We start from the raw sequence: 235 nt of genomic DNA, 5'->3' as shown, positions 1-235 counted from the left end.
GGGTAAAGGTCTTGAGCCCGCTGAAGCTGAAGTCCAGGCCGGGGCGATCGGTCATCGGCCGCGGGAACACGAAGCGGCCAGGAGTGCCGCGCTCCGCCAGGCGGGCGATTTCCGGACCACCGGGATAGCCCAGGCCGATCAGCTTGGCGTTCTTGTCGAAGGCTTCGCCGGCGGCATCGTCCACCGATTCGCCAAGCAACTGGTAGCGGCCGATACCGTCCACCCGCACCAACTG

The 235-nt window shown here is 66.8% G+C and carries 1 pseudogene; it reads right to left on the bottom strand.

Features of this window, described 5'->3' with window-relative positions:
* Positions 1-235: pseudogene (locus ACLJNW_RS28585) on the bottom strand (tRNA (adenosine(37)-N6)-threonylcarbamoyltransferase complex transferase subunit TsaD); the annotation flags it as partial.

Origin of the sequence: Salmonella sp. SAL4457, from assembly GCF_046548235.1 — a bacterium.
Classification (GTDB): Bacteria; Pseudomonadota; Gammaproteobacteria; order Enterobacterales; family Enterobacteriaceae; genus Salmonella; species Salmonella enterica.
This window is presented reverse-complemented; position numbering and strand designations above follow the sequence as displayed.